Source organism: Acinetobacter sp. AM, assembly GCF_003105055.1.
GTDB lineage: Bacteria > Pseudomonadota > Gammaproteobacteria > Pseudomonadales > Moraxellaceae > Acinetobacter > Acinetobacter tibetensis.
In genome coordinates this window covers 33,567-50,373 of the sequence record NZ_QETG01000003.1, presented here as the reverse complement: position 1 = coordinate 50,373, position 16,807 = coordinate 33,567, and the positions used below count along the sequence as shown (strand labels likewise).

At 42.1% G+C, this 16,807-nt stretch carries 19 protein-coding genes and 2 tRNA genes; 12 read left to right on the top strand and 9 right to left on the bottom strand.

The features are described from left to right. Nucleotides 1-20: 20 nt before the first annotated feature. Nucleotides 21-689, top strand: a complete 669-nt coding sequence (locus DCO44_RS02590) for a sterol desaturase family protein (protein ID WP_116759060.1) — start codon at nucleotides 21-23, stop codon at nucleotides 687-689. 149 nt (nucleotides 690-838) lie between these two features. Here DCO44_RS02590 and hisF read toward each other — a convergent pair whose 3' ends face one another. Then, nucleotides 839-1,597 carry an imidazole glycerol phosphate synthase subunit HisF gene (hisF, locus tag DCO44_RS02585; protein ID WP_116759059.1) on the bottom strand — a complete coding sequence of 253 codons (759 nt, stop codon included), beginning with the start codon at nucleotides 1,595-1,597 and terminating at the stop codon, nucleotides 839-841. Between the two features lie 113 nt (nucleotides 1,598-1,710). Between hisF and DCO44_RS02580 the strand changes: the two genes are divergently transcribed. The 3 genes from DCO44_RS02580 to DCO44_RS02570 are packed head-to-tail and all read left to right on the top strand — an operon-like array spanning nucleotide 1,711 to nucleotide 3,707. Further along, nucleotides 1,711-2,661: a homoserine kinase gene (locus DCO44_RS02580; protein ID WP_116759058.1), complete on the top strand. Its 951-nt coding sequence runs from the start codon at nucleotides 1,711-1,713 to the stop codon at nucleotides 2,659-2,661. A 14-nt stretch (nucleotides 2,662-2,675) separates the two neighbouring features. Beyond that, nucleotides 2,676-3,290: a DUF1294 domain-containing protein gene (locus tag DCO44_RS02575; RefSeq protein ID WP_116759057.1), complete on the top strand. Its 615-nt coding sequence runs from the start codon at nucleotides 2,676-2,678 to the stop codon at nucleotides 3,288-3,290. Between the two features lie 30 nt (nucleotides 3,291-3,320). Beyond that, nucleotides 3,321-3,707 (top strand): DUF4870 family protein, encoded by a 387-nt coding sequence (locus tag DCO44_RS02570; RefSeq protein WP_116759056.1) that lies wholly within the window; start codon nucleotides 3,321-3,323, stop codon nucleotides 3,705-3,707. Nucleotides 3,708-4,109: 402 nt separating this feature from the next. On the opposite strand, the gene DCO44_RS02565 is transcribed toward DCO44_RS02570, so the two are convergent. Next, nucleotides 4,110-4,469, bottom strand: coding sequence for a helix-turn-helix domain-containing protein (locus DCO44_RS02565; RefSeq protein WP_116759055.1), 360 nt, complete (start codon nucleotides 4,467-4,469; stop codon nucleotides 4,110-4,112). Nucleotides 4,470-4,566: 97 nt separating this feature from the next. Here DCO44_RS02565 and DCO44_RS02560 point away from each other — a divergent pair, with 97 nt between their 5' ends. Together DCO44_RS02560 and DCO44_RS02555 are read left to right on the top strand one after the other, a co-directional pair. Beyond that, complete coding sequence (locus DCO44_RS02560; protein WP_116759054.1) at nucleotides 4,567-5,898, top strand: APC family permease; 1,332 nt, start codon at nucleotides 4,567-4,569, stop codon at nucleotides 5,896-5,898. 39 nt (nucleotides 5,899-5,937) lie between these two features. Further along, the gene (locus DCO44_RS02555) at nucleotides 5,938-7,350 is read left to right on the top strand and encodes an NAD(P)/FAD-dependent oxidoreductase (protein WP_116759053.1); all 1,413 of its coding nucleotides are present in this window, start codon (nucleotides 5,938-5,940) and stop codon (nucleotides 7,348-7,350) included. A 60-nt stretch (nucleotides 7,351-7,410) separates the two neighbouring features. Here the strand turns inward: DCO44_RS02555 and DCO44_RS02550 are convergent, their stop codons facing one another. Further along, nucleotides 7,411-8,310, bottom strand: coding sequence for a DMT family transporter (locus tag DCO44_RS02550; protein ID WP_116759052.1), 900 nt, complete (start codon nucleotides 8,308-8,310; stop codon nucleotides 7,411-7,413). 97 nt (nucleotides 8,311-8,407) lie between these two features. Here DCO44_RS02550 and DCO44_RS02545 point away from each other — a divergent pair, with 97 nt between their 5' ends. Then, on the top strand, nucleotides 8,408-8,956 hold the full coding sequence (locus tag DCO44_RS02545) for a helix-turn-helix domain-containing protein (RefSeq protein WP_116759051.1): 549 nt from the start codon (nucleotides 8,408-8,410) through the stop codon (nucleotides 8,954-8,956). Nucleotides 8,957-9,030: 74 nt separating this feature from the next. On the opposite strand, the gene hisA is transcribed toward DCO44_RS02545, so the two are convergent. From hisA to hisB, 5 genes are all read right to left on the bottom strand, one after another. Beyond that, nucleotides 9,031-9,762, bottom strand: a complete 732-nt coding sequence (gene hisA, locus DCO44_RS02540; RefSeq protein ID WP_116759050.1) for a 1-(5-phosphoribosyl)-5-[(5-phosphoribosylamino)methylideneamino]imidazole-4-carboxamide isomerase — start codon at nucleotides 9,760-9,762, stop codon at nucleotides 9,031-9,033. A gap of 85 nt (nucleotides 9,763-9,847) precedes the next feature. Next, nucleotides 9,848-10,480 (bottom strand): 3'-5' exonuclease, encoded by a 633-nt coding sequence (locus DCO44_RS02535; RefSeq protein WP_116759049.1) that lies wholly within the window; start codon nucleotides 10,478-10,480, stop codon nucleotides 9,848-9,850. 66 nt (nucleotides 10,481-10,546) lie between these two features. Next, nucleotides 10,547-11,053, bottom strand: a complete 507-nt coding sequence (locus tag DCO44_RS02530) for a hypothetical protein (RefSeq protein ID WP_116759048.1) — start codon at nucleotides 11,051-11,053, stop codon at nucleotides 10,547-10,549. A 91-nt stretch (nucleotides 11,054-11,144) separates the two neighbouring features. Next, nucleotides 11,145-11,762, bottom strand: coding sequence for an imidazole glycerol phosphate synthase subunit HisH (gene hisH / locus DCO44_RS02525; RefSeq protein ID WP_116759047.1), 618 nt, complete (start codon nucleotides 11,760-11,762; stop codon nucleotides 11,145-11,147). Continuing rightward, the gene (gene hisB / locus DCO44_RS02520) at nucleotides 11,762-12,355 is read right to left on the bottom strand and encodes an imidazoleglycerol-phosphate dehydratase HisB (RefSeq protein WP_116759046.1); all 594 of its coding nucleotides are present in this window, start codon (nucleotides 12,353-12,355) and stop codon (nucleotides 11,762-11,764) included. Before hisB ends, hisH begins: the two co-directional genes overlap by 1 nt. A 96-nt stretch (nucleotides 12,356-12,451) precedes the next feature. Here hisB and DCO44_RS02515 point away from each other — a divergent pair, with 96 nt between their 5' ends. The 5 genes from DCO44_RS02515 (at nucleotide 12,452) to DCO44_RS02495 (ending at nucleotide 14,809) form a co-directional block, all read left to right on the top strand. After that, nucleotides 12,452-12,835: a GNAT family N-acetyltransferase gene (locus tag DCO44_RS02515; protein ID WP_116759045.1), complete on the top strand. Its 384-nt coding sequence runs from the start codon at nucleotides 12,452-12,454 to the stop codon at nucleotides 12,833-12,835. Nucleotides 12,836-13,057: 222 nt separating this feature from the next. Continuing rightward, nucleotides 13,058-13,133, top strand: a tRNA-Phe gene (locus DCO44_RS02510). Nucleotides 13,134-13,271: 138 nt separating this feature from the next. Beyond that, nucleotides 13,272-13,347, top strand: a tRNA-Phe gene (locus DCO44_RS02505). Nucleotides 13,348-13,458: 111 nt separating this feature from the next. Next, nucleotides 13,459-14,211 (top strand): class I SAM-dependent methyltransferase, encoded by a 753-nt coding sequence (locus tag DCO44_RS02500; RefSeq protein ID WP_116759044.1) that lies wholly within the window; start codon nucleotides 13,459-13,461, stop codon nucleotides 14,209-14,211. Nucleotides 14,212-14,296: 85 nt separating this feature from the next. After that, nucleotides 14,297-14,809: a hypothetical protein gene (locus DCO44_RS02495; protein WP_116759043.1), complete on the top strand. Its 513-nt coding sequence runs from the start codon at nucleotides 14,297-14,299 to the stop codon at nucleotides 14,807-14,809. 75 nt (nucleotides 14,810-14,884) lie between these two features. Here DCO44_RS02495 and DCO44_RS02490 read toward each other — a convergent pair whose 3' ends face one another. Beyond that, the gene (locus DCO44_RS02490) at nucleotides 14,885-16,402 is read right to left on the bottom strand and encodes an acetyl-CoA hydrolase/transferase family protein (RefSeq protein WP_116759042.1); all 1,518 of its coding nucleotides are present in this window, start codon (nucleotides 16,400-16,402) and stop codon (nucleotides 14,885-14,887) included. Between the last annotated feature and the right edge of the window lie 405 nt (nucleotides 16,403-16,807).

The following is a 16,807-nucleotide window of genomic DNA, read 5'->3' as shown; positions in this document are numbered from 1 at the left end:
TATGAATGGAGAAATAAATTATGTGGAAAGGATTTTTAGCAGGATTGGTCGTTGCAAATGGTTTTGAATGGGTGGCGCATAAATATCTGTTACATGGTACTCATCGTGCAGGTCAACCTCGTTATAGCCCAGTGCCTTTAAGCATGAAATCACATTGGGAGCATCATCGAGAGGTGCGCAAACAGCAATTTTATGATGATAGCTATGTGGAAGGTTTGCCACATTGGCGCACCAAAAATGAAGTGATGTCATTACTGGTCGCCGCAGGGGTGAGTAGTGCCTTGTTTTATCCCATCTCAAAAGGGATGGCCGCCGCAGCGGTATATAGTGCCTGTAATTATTTTTACATCCATCGTCGAGCACATTTAGAACCTGAATGGGCCATGAAGAAAATACCGTGGCATTATGATCATCATATGAATGCCAATCAGGATGCCAACTGGTGTGTGACCAAGCCATGGTTTGATTATTTATTGGGAACACGGGTGATTTCGGCTGCGAATTTGCAAGAGCAGAATCCATTGGGTATTGCCTTGCCACAAGTGCTCGCCAAGCGATTGAATCAAGTGGCGCTACGTTATTTCCCTGCCAAATGGGTAGAGAAAAACAATATGGTGACTGGGTTAGCGTTAAAAACTGAGGCAAATGAAGCTGTGCAGCAGCAAGACGCTGTCGCAATGGCTCAATGATTCTGGCAGCAATAATCCTGCTTGATGATATTTAAAATCGTTTTATTGGTTGCTTGATTCGTTAGGAGCCATTAATAAGCGTTTTTATTGCAGGATCGGTATATAAAAAAGAGCGCTCTAGGCGCTCTTTTAGATCATTAAATACCTGCTTAAAGACGCATTTCAATGCCTTGTGCTGCCAAATATTGCTTCGCTTCAGGAATGGTATGTTGCCCAAAGTGGAAAATGGATGCTGCCAGTACGGCATCAGCACCGCCTTTTAAAATACCGTCCGCCAAATGTTGCAATGTTCCTACACCACCAGAAGCAATGGTTGGAATAGTGACGCGGTCATTAATGGCACGCATCAGCCCAAGGTCATAACCTGCTTTGGTTCCATCGGCATCCATCGAAGTGATTAAAAGCTCACCCGCACCGAAGTTGGCCATTTTCACTGCCCATTCAATCGCATCAATGCCTGTTTCTTTACGACCGCCGTGGGTGAAAATTTCCCATTTGTTTTCTGCGGTTTTTTTCGCATCAATGGCAACTACAATACATTGTGCCCCAAAGCGTTGAGATGCTTCTTGGACAAACTCAGGGTTATAAATGGCTGCGGAGTTAATGCTCACTTTATCTGCGCCCGCATTTAATAATAAGCGAATATCTTCGACTTTACGGACACCACCACCGACTGTAAGCGGAACAAACACGCTTTCTGCCATACGTTCTACTGTACGGTAAGTGGTGTCGCGTCCATGATGTGTAGCAGTAATATCAAGGAAGGTAATTTCATCGGCACCTTGTTCGTTATAGCGACGGGCAACTTCAACAGGGTCACCTGCATCACGAATATCAAGGAACTGTACACCTTTCACCACACGACCGTTGTCGACGTCGAGACAAGGAATAATACGTTTAGCTAGCATAATTTTTTCCAATAATTACAGCCGATTATGAAACTCACCTACACAAGCGCTACACCTTGGTAGATTGAAAAGGTATTCTATCAAACTTATGTAAGATTTTTCGCAGGTTTTCTATGTCGGTTTATACCACTTTGACTTTAAAGGAAGTTCAGGACTTCGCAGCACCTTATGGATTAGAGGTGATTGACCTGATTCCCATTCAAGGAGGTATTCAAAATACAAACTATTTTCTGGTCTGTGAAGACCAAAGCCAATATGTATTAACCGTATTTGAAGAGATGGATGAACATGGTGCGGGTGAAATTGTGCCTGTATTGGAACATTTAGGACAGCAAGGTCTAGCTGTGCCTGTACCGTTAAAACATTCAGGACAAGCCATTCACTTTATTAAACAAAAGCCTGCCCAAATTGCACCGCGTTTAATGGGTAAACATCCGATGCCAGCTTCTGTGGCACAGGTGGAAGCGATTGCTGTAGCACAAGCCAAAATGCATGTGGCCTTGCAGGATTTTCCACTTGAACGTGCCCAGTACCGTAACCATCAATACTGGCGTCAGGTGTCACGCGAAATTAAACCCACGCTAAACGCGGCAGATACAGTGTTGTTGAATGAATTGCTCGGTTTGTATGATGCCATGACCGCGATTTATCCAGATCGACCAAAAGGTTTTATTCATTCGGATCTGTTCCGTGACAACACCTTATTTGAAGGGGAGCAACTCAAAGGTATTCTCGATTTTTATGAATTGAACAAAGATGAGTTGTTGTTTGACATCGCAATTACCCTGAATGATTTCTGTACTGAATATCCAGAGGTGCATTTAGATGAAGAAAAAGCCTTGGCCTTCCTTACCGCCTATCAAACCGTTCGTCCTCTCACTGAAGATGAAAAAGCCTGTTTAGAGTTGTATTTGGCGATGGCAGCAGGTCGTTTCTGGATGATGCGTTTGCAAGTGGCACAGAAAAATGCGGCTGAAGGGCGTACAGGCGATGACATTTTGCAGAAAAACCCTTTAGAAATGCGTAATATGCTGATTGAACGCTTAAAATTTGTAAATGGTTAAACAAGGAAGATCACATGCGAGATCAGGGACGCTTGGTAGAATGGTTTGATGATAAAGGCTACGGCTTTATTCAACCCAATGAGACCAATAAAGAGCGGGTGTTCTTACATATTAAGGACTTCGCGCGACCTGGTCCGCGTCCAATTGTTGGCTGTGCCTTGGAATATATGGTCTTGTTGGATGGTCAGGGGCGCTTTCGCGCACAACAGGTCACGTATTTAAAAGCCTCACAAACAGGTCAGAAGCCCAAAGCCAAGCCGACTCCGCCACAAAAGCATTCCGTCATGCAATTGGCAGGTATGGCTTACTTTGTGGCTTTGGCCGTTTTAGTGATTGCGGGACTGCTGAGTGGTTTAGTGTTGTTATTGATTTGCTTGATGAATGCAGCAAGTTATTGGTTCTATGCACAAGATAAAGAAGCCGCACAATTGGGTGGGCGTCGTGTGCCTGAACAAACACTGCATGTTTTGGCCTTCTTGGGTGGGTGGCCAGCGGCATGGTTAGCCCAGCAAAAGCTGCGACATAAAACACAAAAACAACCTTTCAGGAAGGTGTATTTCTGTACTATAGCCTTAAATCTATTACTTATTTTATGGCTGATCTCTCCTCTAAATAGCTTGCCAATCTAGAGAGGGAGTTTTAACAATACGGGGAGAAAAATGAATAAACCCATTGATCAGGATCCTAATCGTAGCTTAACGCTGGTGTTATACGTCCTTTACATCATTGCGATTTTTACAGGTGGCTTATTGGCACTCATCGCCTTGATTATTAATTATGTCAAACTCAATGATGTTCGTGGCTCAATCTTCGAAAGCCATTTTATCTGGCAAATCCGAAGTTTCTGGTGGTATTTGTTCTGGAACGTGATTGCATTTGTGCCGTTCTTTTTCTTATTCTTTACTGGAAATAACCCAGATTTGTTTGCTGGTGTTGCTTTGGGCAGTACCATCTTTTGTATTAGCGTGATTGCACTGTCATGGATTTGGATTGTCTATCGTGCTATTCGCGGCATTATCACTTTAAATGATAATCAACCTATTTAAAAAAACTTCTAGCAAATGATAAGTCGAGAGCTTTAGATTTGGTTTGAAGTGAGATGAAATCTCAAATGAAAAGAGTGGCTTTTGCCACTCTTTTTTTTGCCCGATCCTGAGACCCAGTGCACCACTGCTTGGCAGTATTATGCCCCAAGCTGGGATTTTTTGGGGCGTAAATTTTACATGATGGTTTTAAAGTTTAAAATTTTTAGTAAATAATTTACATTTTTAATAATTAAACCTTACATATTTCTATTAATAAATTTACGTTTTTAATAATTAAGAGTTACTTTTTTTATTTTAAGATTTAAATTTTTAATAATTTTAATTTACATTTTTAATAAATTAACTTTACATATATGTACATTTATTTAATTAATAAGTAAGTTTAATTTATTTAAAAAATGATTAAGAATAAAACCGACCACGACGTCGACGTAAGCCCAAAACATGAATCGCGCGAACCAAAACCGCATATGAAACTGCATAGCCAAACTCTTGTTCAAAAAGCGGAACTAGGCCACTAATATTCTGAAATTTCGTTTTCTTAACAAACACTTGAAAGCTATCCCAATCCTTAATATGACTTGGTGCGCCACGCTTTTCACTCGGCTTGGGTACAAGATCTCCAGTTTCTTCTTCAAGTTTGATCCAAGCATCAAGGGTGACACGGGAAATGTTGAATTGTTTGCATACCGCTACTTTGTAGTCGGTTATCTTGTAGGCTTGAATTGCAGCTTTACGTAGTTCAACAGAGTATCTAGGCATTAACTTGTCTCATTTTAAAATAAGATTTTTTATATTATATGGCATAGTTGTTGCAAAAAAATAATTAAGTTAAATAAAATATGTAAATGGCATTTAAATGAAAAGAACAGAAGTTTCTTTAAAATCGTTGTCCTTGTGGCAAGTCATTATGATTGGTGTAGCGTACATGACCCCTATGGTAGTATTCGATACTTTTGGTATCGTCTCGGGGGTGACCGAAGGTCGCGTGCCACTCGCCTATATTTTGGCGCTATTTGCGATGCTCTTAACTGCGTTTAGTTACGCACGTTTCAGTCGAATCAGTGAAGATTCGGGTTCAGCTTATAATTACACTGCCCAGTCATGCGGAGCAAAAGCGGGTTTCTTTGTGGGTTGGTGTTCATTGCTGGATTATATTTTGCTGCCTTTGGTGAATGCTTTACTGGCAGGCATTTATTTAGAAGCTGTGATTCCAAGTGTGCCGTATTGGGTTTGGGTCGCTTTGTTCACTGGCATCGTGACGCTGATTAACTGCTTCCGCATTAATTTCTTGGCAAATTTAAGTCTGCTTTTTGTATTGATGCCGTTGCTGCTCATGGTGGTGTTTATTTATTTGGTTATTCAGGGCGTGGGTTCAGAACAAGGTTATGCCCATGTATTGACCTTGGCTCCTTTATTTAACGGAGATACCACGGTTCTACCTTTGATTGCAGGTGCATCTATTCTATGTTTTTCATTTTTGGGTTTCGACGCCGTGACTACATTGGCACATGAAACCAAAGATCCGAAAAAGAATATTCCACGTGCGGTGTTGCTCACCACATTGGTGGGCGGTGCCATCTTCTTCACAGCTTCATGGTTTATTCAATTGTATTTCCCAAGCAATGTCCGCTTTAACAAACCAGATGAAGCTTTGCCTGAAATCGTACTGTATGTCGGCGGAGCCTTATTTCAAGCCGTTTTCTTGTGCGCCCAAATTATGAATACTTTTGCTTCAGGTTTGGCGACGCATGCCAGTGCTTCACGCTTAATTCATATCATGGCGAAGGATGGCATTTTCCCCAAAGCAACGTTTGGACAGCTACATACTAAATTAGGCACACCGTTGTATGCCGTATTGACCATTGGATTGATTTCACTGGCGGCCATTTTCCTAGAGTTGGCGACAGTGGTGAGCATGATTAGTTTTGGTGCTTTAATTGCCTTTACCGCAGTGAATTTCTCGGTCTTTGCAAAATTCTATTTGCGTGACAAACAAACACAAGGGTTGAAGAACAAATTTTTCAACCTGATTCTGCCGCTTTTATCGGTGACGGTCATGATTGGGCTTTGGCTGAATTTAGAGCGTAATGCCTTGATGTTTGGATGTTCTTGGTTGGCTGTCGGTATTGCATTATTTATCTATAAAAGACTGAAAAGACAAAACATTGTGATTGAAAATGCCTATTAGGCTTGACATGAAAATAAAGTAAATGAGAGTGTGAATGACATGAAGATAAATAAACCAATATTTGAAAATGACGTGGAGTATAAGGCCAGTCATGCTTTACATAGTGGTAAAGAGTGGAATTGGCTTAATCCGAAGCGTGGTGAGTTTAGTCATCCTGCAAACTATTATGAAAGTTCATTAAAAACATGGCATGAATTTGCGTCTTTAAATGCCGATATGGTCTGTGATGTTTTAGTTATTGGTGGAGGATTATTGGGGACATCGACGGCTTTGCATTTGGCAGAGCAAGGTGTAGACACTGTACTGGTCGAAAAAAACCGTATTGGCAGTGCTGCATCTGGGCGTAATGGCGGACAACTGACTCCCGGCTTGGCACGTTGGGAAGCCGAGACTATGGTGGAACACTTTAGTTTTGAAGATGCTAAAAAGTTATGGCATTTCACGTCCACCGAAGCCATGTCTTTAATTGACGGCATTTGTGACAAATATGAGTTGGAATTGCAACGCAAACGCGGTCACATTACGGCTGCGGTACATCCGGGGCATTTAGATGCTTTGCGCGCAGGAATGCAAGCACGTGAGTATTTGCAAGAAACCCATACGTCGCTTTTAAATCAGGATGAATTGCGTGAACATGTCGCTTCCGAACATTATTTCGGTGGTTTATTGGATCACCTCGGGGGGCATATTCATTCCTTAGCCTTGACTCGTGGTTTGGCGTATGGCTTTTGTCAAAATGGTGGCAAAATTTATGAGCAAACTGAAGTGCAATCCATACAAGAACGTGCCGATGGTATTTATGTCACCACGGAAAACGGCGTAATTAAAGCGCGTAAAAGTGTGGTGATGGCCGTGCATCATGCGTCGTTTACACTATTGGAAGAACGTAAACAAACCACCATCCCGTTTTATACCTATGTGTGTACCACAGCGCCGTTAGAACTTGATTTAAAAGCCTTGCTCCCGACGGATCTCCCCGTCTATGACACACAGTTTCAGATTGACTATTACCGTGGTGTATCAAAAAACCGCTTATTGTTTGGGGGAGAAGGCACAGGCTCATGTTGGAATGCACAGCAAACACATGATTATTTGTTAGGGCGTATTCAACATGTATTTCCGCAACTTAAACAGGTCGAGCTCGATTTTGTTTGGAGCGGAACCACCGATTTAACCGTGAATGGGGCTACTGACAGTCGTAAATTTGGCAATCAATTTCCGATTTACGCGGTACAGGGTTGGAGTGGGCATGGCGTCGCGCAAACGGTGCGGATTGGGAAAGCCATTGCCGATGATTTCTTGGGGCTGTCAGATGATTTTGAAATGCTGACCAAAATTCAACACATGAATATTCCCATGGGTCGTGCATTGGCACCGATTGTAATTCCGATTGCGAAAAGTATGTATGGCATTGGTGCCATGATGAATCCAGGAAAAATGGTGTCATTCTAAATAGATCACGTGATGATGAAGTCGATTGAGGGCAGCAATCGACTTCATTCTTTTACGTCATTAGAGTTGTTCAATTTCTGTTTTGGATTTCAAGCGTTTGGGTTTCCATTCACTGATGAGGATACCAAAAACCACCAATACACCGCCCAATAAAGCCAATGGTGCCAAGCGTTCACCTGCAAGGCGTCCAAAAAGTGCTGCCCAAACGGGTTCGCCTGCATAAATAATGGCCGCTTGCGATGGATCTACCGAACGTTGTGCCCAATTCATGACGTACTGAATCAAGGCACTGGCGAGACCCAAACCCATCGCGATACTGAGCAAAGGCCATGAAAAGCTGGGAATGCTATGTTCACCTACCAACGGCATTGAGGCAAAGGCCAGTAAAGAAGCCACCGCCAGTTGAATGACTGTTACCCGACCTAAATTTACTTTTGGGGCAAAATAACCAATCAGAATAATTTCCAATGCGATCCCAATTGCACCGAGTAAGGTCACCACCTGACCAAAATTTAAAGTGATTGCATGGAAACCATTACCCGTCAATAAAACCAAGCCTATAAACGCACAGAACGCGCCAATCCAGATCATAAAATGTGGGACTTTACGGAAAATTAACCACAACAATACAGGGACTAAGGGCACATACAATGCGGTTAAAAATGCCGATTCACTGCTACTAATGGTTTGTAAACCCACAGTTTGCGTGCCATAACCGATAGTGAGCATACAGCCGATAATACAACCTGCGAATAAGTCTTGCGCGGTAATGTGTTTGAGTTGCCTAAAAGAGAGCAAACCAATAATGGTTGCTGCGCAGGCAAAACGGCAACCCACAAAAAACATTGGTGAACTAAAATTAAGGGCATATTTCACGGTCAAAAATGTACCGCCCCAAATAAAAGTAATAAGTATCAGGGCAATCACAGGAGCATTGGAGCCAAAACGTGCATTGAACATAGCGATCATTGGAGTTGTGTGCAGTATATTGCACATAGCTTGTCATGCTTTTATTTTTTGTGCAATATATTGCTCAAATTTTTCTTGAAATGCCAATATGAAGCATCCTGCGGTTTTACAATATGTGAGTCAAAATGTTCGCCATTACCGTAATCTAAAAGGCTTAAGTCAACAGCAATTGGCAGATTTGGCAGGTTTAAGTCGGCGCATGGTGGCAGGGGTGGAAACTGGACAAGACAATATTAGTCTGGCAAAACTGAGCTTAATTGCTGATGTACTTGAGGTGGATTTTGCCCAGATGATTGCTGCGCCTGAACAACACGGCCAAGCGGTTGTGAATGCGTTAGCATGGCAAGGAACACAAGCCCAAAGTGAAGCAATACTTTTGGCTTCCGCATCTGCCAGCAAAAAGGTAGAGCTCTGGACGTGGACTTTGGCACCCAATGAACAATATTGTGCCGAACCCGACCCAGAAGGCTATCGTGAGATGTTGTATGTGATTGAAGGAGAGCTCACCTTAGATTTGGCAGGTGAGGTGAAAGTGTTGCATGCAGGTGAATCAATCGTGTATGCCAGTACTATTGATTACCGTTATATCAATCATGCTTCAGCTCCGCTTAAATTTATTCGTAATGCGATTTACTAAAGTAAGCACATAGGCTGAATTTAATCTTCAGCGAAAAAAAAGAGGTCATTTGACCTCTTTTTTAGTGCTTGGATTTAAAGCGCTTGCTGATCCAATAATAGCTGTGCTTCACGTAAGTTCAATGAACCTTCGTAAATGGCACGACCTGTAATGGCACCCAGAATACCTGGTTGACCTTTTAAGTTACGTACGTCATCTAAATTGGTCACACCACCAGACGCAATCACAGGCAAGCCTGAGTATTGTGCCAAATGAACGGTTTGCTCCACGTTTACACCTTGCATCATGCCATCACGGGCAATATCGGTATACACAATGCTCGATACGCCAGCATCTGCAAAACGTTTTGCCAGATCAGTGGCTTTCACATCAGTGACATTAGCCCAACCATCGGTTGCGACCATGCCATTCATGGCATCAATACCAACAATAATATGACCCGCAAATTTCTTACAGGCTTCTTCGACAAATTCAGGCTCTTGCACCGCTTTGGTGCCAATAATCACAAAAGACACACCAGCATCTAAATAATGCTCAATGGTTTCCAGTGAACGAATGCCGCCACCAATTTGAATTGGCAGCTCCGGTTGTGCTTTGGCAATCGCCTCAACCACAGGTTTATGAATCGGGGTACCCGCAAAAGCACCGTTTAAATCGACCAAATGTAAGCGACGTGCGCCTTCATTAACCCAATGCTGTGCAGTTGCCACAGGGTCATCAGAAAATACGGTATCGTCTTCCATACGGCCTTGTTTTAAACGGACACATTTGCCATCTTTCAGGTCAATTGCAGGGATGATCAGCATGCTTTCGCTCCTTACCCGATCTTATAGAATTTATTCGCCGCAATCTTAGCAAAGTATTGGCAAATATCTAAGCAAGATGTTGCTTTTATTTCGTTCTATGTTGTGCAGCAGGCAAAGTTATACCTAAACGTTGTAATTCTTGATAAATCAGCACAGGGGCATAGGCATCGGCAGCCGCATATTGGATTTGTGCCGCGCTTAAAGGAAATTTACTCCAGTTCGAGGTGCTGACACTTTTACTTTTTGGAAAATTGACCTGAAACAGTAATGCCATCGCATTTTTAACGCCTACGGGAGTGGTGATGCCAAATGCAGTAAAAGCTTTGGCAAGATCAAGCACCTGATTGAAATGAATGCCTTTTTTACGAAACAGATGCGCATCATTTTTTAAACCAAAGCCAACTTTAAGTTGTTCAGGATTTTCAAAAATTGGGGTTAAAAAGTCCAAAATGGCGGGGCTAATTTGGAAAACATACGCCTGATCGGCGGTTGCCAATTGAATTACATGCGGTCCTGTTGCAACTTCACCTTTACGAAAGGTGGGTTTAGATTCGGAATCAAAGCCAAATAAAGGGGCGGAAAAGAGTTCATCTTGCAGGGCGTGACATTGTTCTAGCTTGGAAATCAGTTGAATCTGCTCGGGTGCCAAATTTTGAAAAACAGGCAATTGTTGAATTTGTTCTTTGCTGGGGATTAATGATAAATCTAGCTTATCCATAGAATAAGTGCCTAAGATGATGCTTTAGCCTATAGCCTTTCATGTTGATTGGCAAAAGATTTGAAGTTAATAACCAATGATTAATATTCCTTTTAAGGGTAGCTGGATTCTTTGGGATGTATATAGTGTGTCTAAGAATTGATAGACTTTTTGAAAATCATCCGATTGGCGATAAGTATTTCGTACAGCCAAAACCAGATAATCAATATCAACCATCATACTGGCTTGAAATATATCTTTTAAGAATTGATTATTAACAACAGCACGACCAGCCTCAACTTCAACAACGATTTTTTGCTCAAAGTGAATTGCATCGGCTAAGAAACTTTTAGAAGTTTTGTTGTTGTAACCGTATAGGACTGGAACAGGGATTTTATCTTCGGCAGATTTACTTTTTTCAACTTTGAATCCGATTTGCTCAAGACCATTTGCAATAATAAGAAGTACTTCATTGCTTGAGAGCTGATGTATTTGTGAGTTGATATTACTAAGGTAACATTCGAAAACCTGAGTAACTTCTAAGAGTTTTGGTGTTGTTGGATGAGAGCGAGGAAAAAATTGAAATTGAATCATTTTTTATATATTTCTATGCTGTGATAGCCCGATATTAAAAGAAAAGCCCAACCGAAGTTGAGCTTTTTAATACAAGAGATGCAGAAATGAATTAAATATCCCATTCCACAAAGTTTTTCAGTAATTGTAGTCCAGCCGTATGACTCTTTTCTGGATGGAACTGTGTCGCGAATAGATTTTCTTGATGAATGGCCGAGCAGAATTGAATGCCATAATCACAGGTCGCAGCCACAATATTGCTGTCTTTGGGTTCGACATAGAAGCTATGCACGAAGTAGAAACGCGCATCTTGTTCAATGTTGTTCCACATTGGATGGTTTGGATCGGCCTGATGCACTTGATTCCAGCCCATGTGTGGCACTTTTAAGCCATCCATGTCTGGGAAGTGTTTGACGGCACCTTCAAAAATACCCAGCGCATCCGTGCCGCCATTTTCTTCAGAGTGCTGCATCAGTGCCTGCATACCTACGCAAATGGCTAAAACAGGTTTGTTAAATGCGGCTTTACGCACCACTTCATCAATCCCGGCTTCATGCATGCCTTGTATACAGTCACGCATCGCACCGACACCCGGGAATACAATTTTATCTGCTTGAGCAATCAGTTTCGGATCATTGGTGACATCAACAGTCGCTCCGACATGTTCCAGTGCTTTTGCCGCCGAGTGCAAATTGCCCATGCCATAATCAAGAAGTGCAATACGGGTCATTACAAACTACCTTTGGTTGAGGCAATAGTATTGGCAGCGCGAGGATCAACCTCACACGCCATACGTAATGCACGAGCAAAGGCTTTGAACACACTTTCAATTTGATGGTGGCTATTTTTGCCTTTGAGGTTGTCAATGTGCACAGTTACAAGGGCATGATTGACGAAACCTTGGAAGAATTCAGAAAATAAATCGACATCAAAACGACCAATCATGGCACGAGTAAATGGAATATCCATAAATAAACCCGGACGACCAGACAGATCGACTACAGCACGGCTTAAAGATTCATCCAGTGGCGCATAAAAATGTCCATAACGACGCAAGCCTTTTTTATCGCCCAATGCTTGGGCAAATGCTTGTCCAAGCGTGATACCACAGTCTTCTACCGTGTGGTGATCATCAATTTCTAAGTCGCCATCACAATGAATATCAATATCAAATAGTCCATGGCGCTTGATTTGATCAATCATATGGTCTAAAAAAGGAACTCCAGTGTTTAAAGTGCCTTGACCTGTACCATCGAGATTTAAGCGTACTCGAATTTTGGTTTCGTTGGTATTTCTTACCACTTCACTGATACGTTCTGTCATAGACACGTTCCTCAAAAACGTCAAAAATGATTGATGTAAAATGTTTTTCGCCGTGACGAAATCACCGCATATTAGATTGCTCAGGAGGGTTTATCAATGCCTATTACCGTACATGCTTATACTTCACTAGAAAATGAAGAAATGCGCAGCCAGCTTGAGCGACTGTATGACACCAGCCCAGAATTTGGCGATGGGCAAGATGCCATTGAACAACTTGAACAAAACTTAGCTCAGTATACCCTAGTTTACACCGCAGAATTTAATACTAAAGTGATAGGTGCGATTTGGTGTACAGGGCAGGGTGAAAGTAAGACGCTGGAGTATATTGTGGTGCATCCTGCGAATCGTGGTCGTGGCGTTGCAGAACGCTTGGTGGCGGAAGTATGCCGAATGGAAGAAGCCAAAGGGGTGAAAATATTTGAACCCGGTTGTGGTGCGATCCATCGCTGTTTGGCCCATTTAAATAAATTACCTGGCTAAACAGAATTAATCATGGAGCAGTAATGGCATTGCACCTGTATGAATTGAATAAAAAGGCAGCATTGGTGCTGCCTTTTTATATGCAAGCCTAAATTATGCATGAGAATGGGGGGAAGTTTTATGGCAACAACTCAAAATTTGCTGAAAAACCCATCATTTGACACAAAATTTGTAAAAATGTGCTTGACGCTGTTATCTTAAAACGCTTTAATACGCCCCATCGGCGTGATAGCTCAGTAGGTAGAGCAACGGATTGAAAATCCGTGTGTCCCCAGTTCGATCCTGGGTCTCGCCACCATATATTTTAAAACCGAATTTGTGTTTTCAATCCCTGATCCCATCAGGGATTTTTTTTGGCTGAAAAATATCCGATTGATCAAAAATTTATGGATTAGGATTGACTAATCAACTGAGATGAGGCTTAATACACGGCATCGGCGTGATAGCTCAGTAGGTAGAGCAACGGATTGAAAATCCGTGTGTCCCCAGTTCGATCCTGGGTCTCGCCACCATATTCAAAAACCCTCAAACAATGTTTGAGGGTTTTTTTATGCGCAAAGAAAAGTTGTGCTCTGTACAATCATGACTAAATTTCAAATAAAAATGGCAGGGAGTGAGGGGGCATGGTCAAGGATTTATTTTCTGCAAATAGTGAATTGTATCAACAAGCACGTCCTCAATATTCGACAGAAATTCTTGATGCTATTTTGGCTTATGTGCCCGAACGAGCATTGGCTTGGGATTGTGGGGCAGGTTCGGGGCAATTCACCCAGTTACTTGCGCCTCATTTTGCGCAGGTGCTCGCGACAGACTTGAGCGAGCAGCAACTCCAGCAGGCTCCTGTATTTGCGAATGTGCGTTATTTACAAGCCACAGCGGAACACAGCCCTTGTGCATCTGCATCAGTTGATTTGGTTTGTGTTGCACAAGCCATTCACTGGTTCGATTTTACGACCTTCTATGCCGAGGTAAAGCGTGTACTGAAACCAAAAGGCGTGCTTGCCGTGATTGGCTATGGTCTGATTCAATTGCAGGATGTCGAATTACAGCATGCGTTACAGCAGCTCTATTTCAAAACGCTACAAGGTTATTGGGATCCAGAGCGGCACTATATTGATGAACATTACCAAACCATTCCCTTTCCTTTTCAGGAGTTGGCTGTTCCTGCCTTAGCCTTAGGCTACACATGGAGCAGTACGCAACTGTTACAGTATTTAGCGACATGGTCAGGCGTACAGCACTATCAGCGACAGCACCAGCAAGATCCATTGCAGAATATACGTCAGTGCTTGGCAGCACAGGGAAATCCACGTGTGAAGTTGAGTTTTCCTGTCTTGTTACGGGTAGGGCGTCAATCTGCTGCTGAACTTGCCTGAATGAGCGTTTTACGTGGAAACAACTGTTTAATTATTCGCCGAGTTTTAAAATAAGAGAAGTAGAAATTTTAATGGATATTTTGCCATGTATTTCTCTCCCAAAATATTCAATGCACTGGCTTTGAGTGTATTGTTGATGAGTCATGGCTATGCCAATGGCCTATCTGATCTTTCCGTACTGACAGAGCAAGATTTACGTCTTCAAACTGGGGATATTCAATCCCAACCTGATGACGTGAGACAACAAATCTTTGAACATTATCTGATGAAACTTGAAGCTGCACCGCAGCAATGGGCATTGATGGACACGGCACGAGTTTCACAAGAAATTTTACCTCCTGAACGCATTCCAACTTTTGATTTACCTTTACCGATTTTATTGCAGGTCTATTCAATTGCCGATGGATTACAGTCGGAGGATCCTAGACTGGGCTTATATCGCATGATTGATCCTGTCGTGAGTTCGAATAGTCCTATTCAGTATTTACAGCAAGCCCCTCAAATTCAGTTGAATTTGGGCGTGGTTTCAATTGGGACAATCGAGCAACAGATGAATGTTGATGGGTTAATGAAGATGTTTTTATTGACGCCACATTAAGTTGTTATGGTTTAAATTCTAAACTCAGCCAATAAAAAAACGCCCCGATTGGGGCGTTTTTAATGACGGATCAAATTAAGCAGATTTTGCTTGTGCTTGAGGTGCAAGCATGTGACCTGTTTCTTCGAAGTTAGAGTGCCAAGACAATGCTTCACGAAGTAAGTGTGGAGTATGACCACCTTTTGCACATGAACGATCAAAGTAATCGTTTAGTGCATCGCGGTAAAGTGGGTGTGCGCAGTTGTCGATAATCGCACGAGCACGCTCACGTGGAGCTAAACCACGAAGATCTGCCAGACCTTGTTCAGTTACAAGGATGTCTACGTCGTGTTCTGCATGGTCAACGTGTGATGCAAATGGAACAATTGAAGAAATGTCGCCACCTTTTGCAATTGATTTGGTCACGAAGATTGCCAAGTGTGCATTACGTGCGAAGTCACCTGAACCACCGATACCGTTCATCATTTTCGTACCGCAAACATGCGTTGAGTTCACGTTACCGTAAATGTCAAATTCAAGTGCAGTGTTGATGCCGATAATACCTAAACGACGTACAAGTTCTGGATGATTCGAAATTTCTTGCGGACGAAGCACCAATTTGTCTTTATACGCTTCAAGGTTGTTAAATACTTTCTCGCCATATTTTGCAGAAAGGGTAATTGAAGAACCTGATGCAAAAATCATTTTACCTGCATCGATCAATTCAAACGTACAGTCTTGAAGTACTTCTGAATACATGATTAAGTCTTCGAAGTTTGAATCTTTCAAACCTGTCAATACGGCGTTTGCGATTGAACCGATACCTGCTTGAAGCGGGCCTAAGTTCTTCGGTAAACGTTCTTCAGCCACTTCTTTTTCGAAGAATGCGATTAAGTGGTTCGCGATTGATTGTGTCTCATCGTCTGGAGCAGTTACCGTTGACGGAGAGTCGTGTAGTTCGCTGTTAAATACGATACCGACAATTTTAGATGGATCGATGTTGATCGCAGTTGTACCAATACGCTCATCCACTTGAGTCAATGGAATTGGTTGGCGTGTAGGACGGTAAGTTGGAATATAAATGTCGTGTAAGCCTTCAAATGCTGGGCTTAAATTGGTGTTAATTTCAATAATTACTTTTTCAGCAAAAATTGCAAAGCTTGCAGAGTTACCCACAGACGTTGTTGGAATAATGCCACCATCTTCAGTGATCGCCACTGCTTCAATGATCGCTACATCTGGCTTTTTCAACTGAAGGTTACGCATTTGCTCAACAGTTTCAGACAAGTGTTGGTCAATGAACATCACTTCGCCATTGTTGATGGCTTTACGTAAAGTGTTGTCTACTTGGAATGGAAGGCGACGTGCTAAAACACCCGCTTCTGTCAATTGTTTGTCAAGGTCATTCCCTAGACTCGCACCCGTAATTAACGTGATTTTTAATGGGTTCGTGTGAGCACGTTTTACTAAAGCCAATGGAACAGCTTTTGCTTCGCCAGCACGGGTAAAGCCACTCATACCTACGGTCATACCGTCTTGGATGAATTCCGCAGCTTGTTCTGCGCTGATGACTTTGTCGTGTAGTGAAGCTAAACGAATGCGATCTAATGACATGGTTTACTCTCGTTGGAATTTTGAAACTGATAGGGATTGTACCCATCAGAAAACGCATTTTGCATACCTGTTAGGCTAAGGTCTAATTTTTTAGAAAAATGCAGGTATAACAAATTTTGATAATTTTTAATCAATTGATTTTATGAGGGATATGTCATAACTATTCGGTTGTTTTTAATACTGACTGTACGGTTATTGATCAAAATTAGCGCAAAATTTGTTACAAATGGCATGTTTTAAGGAGCACAACATCACGATACAGAAAAATTTAGATTAAAAAACGGAGCAAATCGTTTTAAATAAGCTAGAAATTTCACTTAATTCTTGTTGAAGGATTGATCAGAAGGGCATGAGTAAAGCTATCAATTGCTGAAAGGTGAAAGTCCATAGTTTAGAAATACGGCT